This window comes from Streptomyces sp. NPDC058401 (assembly GCF_042722885.1).
Lineage (GTDB): Bacteria > Actinomycetota > Actinomycetes > Streptomycetales > Streptomycetaceae > Streptomyces.
In genome coordinates this window covers 1-5,093 of record NZ_JBHXKA010000249.1, presented here as the reverse complement: position 1 = coordinate 5,093, position 5,093 = coordinate 1, and the positions used below count along the sequence as shown (strand labels likewise).

At 73.8% G+C, this 5,093-nt stretch carries 5 protein-coding genes; 3 read left to right on the top strand and 2 right to left on the bottom strand.

Features of this window, described 5'->3' with window-relative positions:
• Positions 1 to 72: 72 nt before the first annotated feature.
• A complete protein-coding gene (locus ACFWNV_RS39235; protein ID WP_383957009.1) occupies positions 73 to 501 on the bottom strand; it encodes an SRPBCC family protein in 429 nt (142 codons plus the stop codon).
• A 201-nt stretch (positions 502 to 702) separates the two neighbouring features.
• On the opposite strand from ACFWNV_RS39235, the gene ACFWNV_RS39230 reads away from it, so the two are divergent.
• A complete protein-coding gene (locus ACFWNV_RS39230; protein ID WP_383957006.1) occupies positions 703 to 1,668 on the top strand; it encodes a DMT family transporter in 966 nt (321 codons plus the stop codon).
• A 195-nt stretch (positions 1,669 to 1,863) separates the two neighbouring features.
• Positions 1,864 to 2,895 (top strand): DMT family transporter, encoded by a 1,032-nt coding sequence (locus ACFWNV_RS39225; protein WP_383957012.1) that lies wholly within the window; start codon positions 1,864 to 1,866, stop codon positions 2,893 to 2,895.
• Here the strand turns inward: ACFWNV_RS39225 and ACFWNV_RS39220 are convergent.
• Positions 2,882 to 3,607 carry a pyridoxamine 5'-phosphate oxidase family protein gene (locus ACFWNV_RS39220; RefSeq protein ID WP_383957003.1) on the bottom strand — a complete coding sequence of 242 codons (726 nt, stop codon included), beginning with the start codon at positions 3,605 to 3,607 and terminating at the stop codon, positions 2,882 to 2,884. The genes ACFWNV_RS39225 and ACFWNV_RS39220 overlap by 14 nt on opposite strands.
• Before the next feature lie 37 nt (positions 3,608 to 3,644).
• On the opposite strand from ACFWNV_RS39220, the gene ACFWNV_RS39215 reads away from it, so the two are divergent.
• Entirely contained in the window at positions 3,645 to 4,976 is a 1,332-nt protein-coding gene (locus ACFWNV_RS39215) for an aminotransferase class I/II-fold pyridoxal phosphate-dependent enzyme (RefSeq protein ID WP_383957000.1), read from the top strand.
• Positions 4,977 to 5,093 lie beyond the last annotated feature (117 nt).

Genomic DNA, 5,093 nt, shown 5'->3' with positions numbered 1-5,093 from the left:
CCCCGCGAGGTTTCTCGCGGGGCGCGCCGTCATGTGTGGGGGCGTACTGGTCCGCCCGGTCGGGAGCGGTGTTCAGGCGACCAGGCCGGAGAGCTTGCGGAGCGACTCGTTCAGGGCGGCGGTGGCCGAGTCCTTGAGCTTGCCCGCCATGAGGGAGACCGCCGCGCCGGTGAACTCGCCGTCGATGCGGACGGTGGTGGCTTCGCCGTCCGGGATCAGGGTGTAGCGGGTCAGGATGGCCACGCCCATGGGGCCCTTGCCGGTCAGCGTGAAGACGCGCTCGTCCTCCAGCTCCGAGACCGTCCAGAGGACCTCGGCGGGGAAGCCCATCATCTTCATGTTCTCGGCGAAGGTGGATCCCACCGCGAGGGTTTCGGGGCCGCCCTTGGGGAAGTTGGTGTGGGTCATGCTCCACTGGCCGTAAGCGTCCCAGTCGGTCAGCTGGGACCAGAGCTTCGCGGCGGACGCCTCGATGCGTGATTCCGCGGTGACTTCAGCCATGCGACCACCCCTTCTCGTCAGTACGTGCGGCGGAAGGTAGTCCCGGCGGACGCAACATTCAAGACTGACGACCTGTCAGATATGGAGTGGCGGGGAGGGATGGGGCGGGTCCGGGCCCGGCCGGTGCCGGGTCGGTCTCGGGAGCGTCTCAACAGGTGTCACGGTCCCGTCGCTCCTGACCGGGCCTGCCATGATGTCCGAATGCAAGCGTCAGGGAGACATGCCGGACTGGGCCTCGCCCTCGTTTCGGCGATCGCGTTCGGTGGTTCGGGTGTGGCGGCGAAGCCGCTGATCGAGGCGGGTCTGGACCCGCTCCACATGGTCTGGCTCAGGGTGGCCGGGGCGGCCCTCGTGCTGTCCCCGCTGGCCTGGCGCCATCGCGATCTCGTACGCCGCAAACCCCTGCTGCTCGCGGGCTTCGGGCTCGTCGCCGTGGCCGGCGTCCAGGCCTTCTACTTCGCCTCCCTGTCCCGGATCCCGGTCGGCGTGGCCCTGCTGCTGGAGTACCTCGGCCCCGCGCTGCTGCTCGGCTGGATCCGCTTCGTGCAGCGCAGGCCCGTGACCCGGGCCGCCGCGGCCGGCGCCGCCGTGGCCGTCGTGGGCCTCGCCTGCGTGGTGCAGATCTGGGCCGGGCTGAGCCTCGACCTGCTCGGCGTGCTGCTCGGCCTCGCGGCTGCCTGCTGCCAGGCCTTCTACTTCGTCTTCGCCGACCAGGGCAGCGACGGCGACGACGTGCCCGATCCGATGGGCATGATCGCGTACGGCATGATCGTCGGCACCCTCGTGATGACCGTCATCGCCCGGCCCTGGCAGATCGACTGGCGGGTGCTGGGCGGCGACGCGGCGCTCGGGGACCTGATGGTGCCCGCGCCAGTGCTGCTCGGCTGGGTGGTGCTGATCGCGACCGTGTTCGCGTACCTGACCGGTGTGGTCTCCGTGCGCAAGCTGTCGCCGCAGGTCGCGGGCGTGGTGGCCTGCCTCGAAGCGGTCGTGGCGACCGTCCTGGCCTGGGTGCTCCTCGGCGAGCACCTCGCGACCTGGCAGATCATCGGCGGCGCCCTGGTGCTGGGCGGGGCCTTCATCGCGCAGACCTCCCGGCAGGCTGCGCCCGCGCCCGGGGTCGCGGAGCCGGTGGCCGCTCTGGACCGCGATCCGAGCAAGGTCTAGGCTCTCGATCATGCCGATGACCGTGCTTCCGCCTCCCGCCGCCTAGCGCGGGCGGCTGCCACCACGTAGGAGAACCCGGCCCGGGCCGTGACCCGGGCGGATTCGCGCTGCCCGCGAAGCGATGACCTGCTCCTTTCATCCTTCACGCACGCGCGGAGAACTCTCGTGTCGATCCAGCCGGTCCCCTCGGACCACATGCCCGCCAGCGGGCGCAGTCTGCTCTTCCTCGTCATCGCCGGAACCGCCTGGGGCACGGCGGGGGCGGCGGCCTCGCTGCTCTTCCTCGCCAGTGACCTCGGCCCGCTCGCCCTGTCGTTCTGGCGGTGTGCGGGCGGGCTGGCGGTGCTGCTCGCGGTACTCGCCGTACGCCGCCGCCCGCGGGGAGCCCTCGCGGGGGCGGGCGCCGTCCGGGCCCGGGCCTCGGTGGGGTCGCTGATCGGGACCGGGCTGCTGTTCACCCTCTTCCAGTCCGCGTACTTCGCCGCCGTCCGCGAGACAGGGCTCGCCGTGGCCACCGTGGTCACCCTCGGATCCGGGCCCGTGCTCATCGCGCTCGGGGCCCGGTACTGGATGGGGGAGCGGCTCGGCCGGGGCGGGATCCTCGCGGTCGGCGGGGCGCTGGCCGGGCTGGCCGTCCTCGTCCTCGGCAGCGGCGGCGGCGAGGTGCGGCCGCTCGGTGTCGGCTGGGCGCTGCTGTCGGCCGCCGGCTACGGGGCCATGACCCTGCGGGCCAGGCTGCTGGGGCGGCGCGGGACGGGCGGGGACCCGCTGGTCACCACCGTCTGGTCGGTCGGGGTGGGCGCGGTGTGCCTGTTGCCGTTCGCCCTGGTGGAGGGGCTGGTGCCGCACACCGCGGAGCCCGCCCGGGTGCTCTGGCTGCTCGCCTACATGGCCACCGTGCCGACCGCGCTGGCCTACGCGCTCTACTTCAGCGGGGCCGCCGCGGTACGGGCCGCGACGGTGTCCGTGATCATGCTGATCGAGCCCGTCGGTGCGGCGGCGATCGCCGTCCTGGTGCTCGGGGAGCGGCTGACCGCACCGGTGGTGCTGGGCACCGTACTCCTGCTGACGGCGGTGGGGGCGCTGATCGCCGCCGAGTCGCGGCGGCCGGGGGAGTCCGGGGGCGCGGAGACCGGGAGCGGGGAGACAACGGGCGCGGAGACCCGGGAGGGCGGGCCGGAGGGCCGGCCCGCCCTTGCCGACGGGGCGGCCGTCAGAGCGCGGTGATGTAGTCCGGGACGGGGATGCCCGCGGCGAGGTCGGCGGCCGGGACCGGGGTCCCGTACGCCGGCGCCACGGGGACCACGCCGGACCAGAACGGCAGCGCGAGGTCCTCGGGGGCGTCGCCCGGGCCGCCGCTGCGGACCTTCGCGGACACCTCGTTCAGGTCCAGGCGGATCACGGCGGTGGCCGCGAGCTCCTTGGCGTTCGCCGGCCGGGAGTCGGCCGAGCGGCCCGGAACTACCTGGTCGACGAGGGCGTCGAGCGCGATCCGCCGCTCCTCGGGGTCGGTCACCTCGTAGGCGGTGCCGTGCACGACCACCGAACGGTAGTTGAGCGAGTGGTTGAAGGCGGAGCGGGCCAGGACCAGGCCGTCGAGGTGGGTCACGGTGAGGCAGACCGGCAGCCCCGGGTCGGCCTTGCCGGCCGCGAGGAGCGGGCGCGAGCCCGTGGAGCCGTGTACGTAGAGGGTCCGGCCGACCCGGCCGAAGAGGGTCGGCAGGACCACCGGCGCGCCGTCGCGGATGAAGCCGAGGTGGCAGAGGTAGGCCGCGTCCAGTATCGAGTGCACCGTCTCGTGGTCGTAGTGCGCGCGGTCGCGGTACCGGCTCGGGACGGTACGGTCCGTGGGAGCGTATCCGGCGGCCGGCGCCTCCGTGGGCGCGGGCGTTGCCGTCGACGTCTCCGGGGTGGTCTCGGGGGCGGGCGTGACGCTCATCGTGCGGACTCCGTTGTATTAGTGCATACTTGCCTTTGTGCTAGGAGAGTATCTGATCATCGGGCGGCGCGCATCGGAAATCGCCGCGAGTGTGGAAGCGGGCGTCGCCTCGGGCGCGCTCGCACCGGGAGCGATGTTGCCGCCGATGCGGGAGCTCGCCGGTGTGCTGGGGGTGAACCCCAACACCGTGGCCGCCGCGTACCGCACGCTGCGCGAACGCGGGGTCATCGAGACCGACGGGCGCCGCGGCAGCCGGGTGCGGTCCCGTCCGGCGACCGCTCCGCGCGACGAACTGCGGATGGCAGTCCCGGCGGGGGTGCGCGACATCGCCTCCGGCAACCCGGACGTGCGGCTGCTGCCCTCGCTGGAAGGGGCACTGGCGGGCGCGGCCCGCCGGTACGCCGCCGAGCCGACGCTCTACGGCCAGGACCCGGTCGTCCCGGAACTGGCCCGGCTCGCCAGGGCCGCCTTCGACGCGGACGGGGTGCCGGCCGGGGAGATGGCCGTGACCTCGGGCGCGCTGGACGGCATCGAACGGGTACTGGCCGCGCACCTGCGTCCCGGGGACGCGGTGGCGGTCGAGGACCCGGGGTGGGGGAGCGTGCTCGACCTCGTCCCGGCGCTGGGGCTACGGGTGGTGCCGGTGGCCGTGGACGACGACGGGCCGCTGCCCGACGCGGTGGAACGGGCGCTGGCGCAAGGGGTCCGGGCACTGCTCGTGACCGCCCGGGCGCAGAACCCGACCGGCGCCGTGGTGAGCGCGGAGCGGGCCTCGGAGCTGCGGGCGGTGCTCGCCGGGCACCCGGAGGTACTGGTCGTCCACGACGACCACGGCCACGGCATCGTGGACCTGCCGCTGAACGTGCTGGGCGGGGCGACCCGCCACTGGGTGGTGATCCGCTCCACCGCCAAGGGGTACGCCCCCGACCTGCGGCTCGCCCTGCTGACCGGCGACGAGGTCACGCTCGACCGGGTCCGCGGACGGCAGCGGCTGGGCCCCGGGTGGGTGAGCAGGCTGCTGCAGTACACCGCGGTGGAGCTGTGGAAGGCCGGAGCGGTCGACCACGCGGCGGTCGCGCGCTCCTACGGGGAGCGCCGGGACGTACTGGTCGCGGCGCTGGCCCGGCGCGGGGTGAAGGCGCACGGGCGGAGCGGGCTGAACGTGTGGGTGCCGGTCGCCGAGGAGACGGCGGTGGTGACTCGCCTGCTGGGTGCGGGCTGGGCGGTCGCTCCCGGGGCCCGGTTCCGGGTGGAATCGGGGCCGGCCGTGCGGATGACGATGTCGACGCTGTCCCCGGCGGACGTACCGGGGCTGGCGGAGGCGGTGGCCTCGGCCGTCCGCCCGGCGACCGGGGGACGGCTCGACTGACGGCTCGATCGGCGGCGGGGGCCTAGGTGTGTTGTCCCGAGACGTTGGTGACACGCGTGCTGGGTTCTTGAAATGGGTGAGGGCCTCCGGGTTCGGTGTGGATTGCGACATCTCCAC

Excerpts from the sequence above, each read along its gene's own strand:
- ACFWNV_RS39235 (WP_383957009.1), bottom strand. The coding sequence starts at position 501 with ATGGCTGAAGTCACCGCGGAATCACGCATCGAGGCGTCCGCCGCGAAG.
- ACFWNV_RS39230 (WP_383957006.1), top strand. The coding sequence starts at position 703 with ATGCAAGCGTCAGGGAGACATGCCGGACTGGGCCTCGCCCTCGTTTCG.
- ACFWNV_RS39225 (WP_383957012.1), top strand. The coding sequence starts at position 1,864 with ATGCCCGCCAGCGGGCGCAGTCTGCTCTTCCTCGTCATCGCCGGAACC.
- ACFWNV_RS39220 (WP_383957003.1), bottom strand. The coding sequence starts at position 3,607 with ATGAGCGTCACGCCCGCCCCCGAGACCACCCCGGAGACGTCGACGGCA.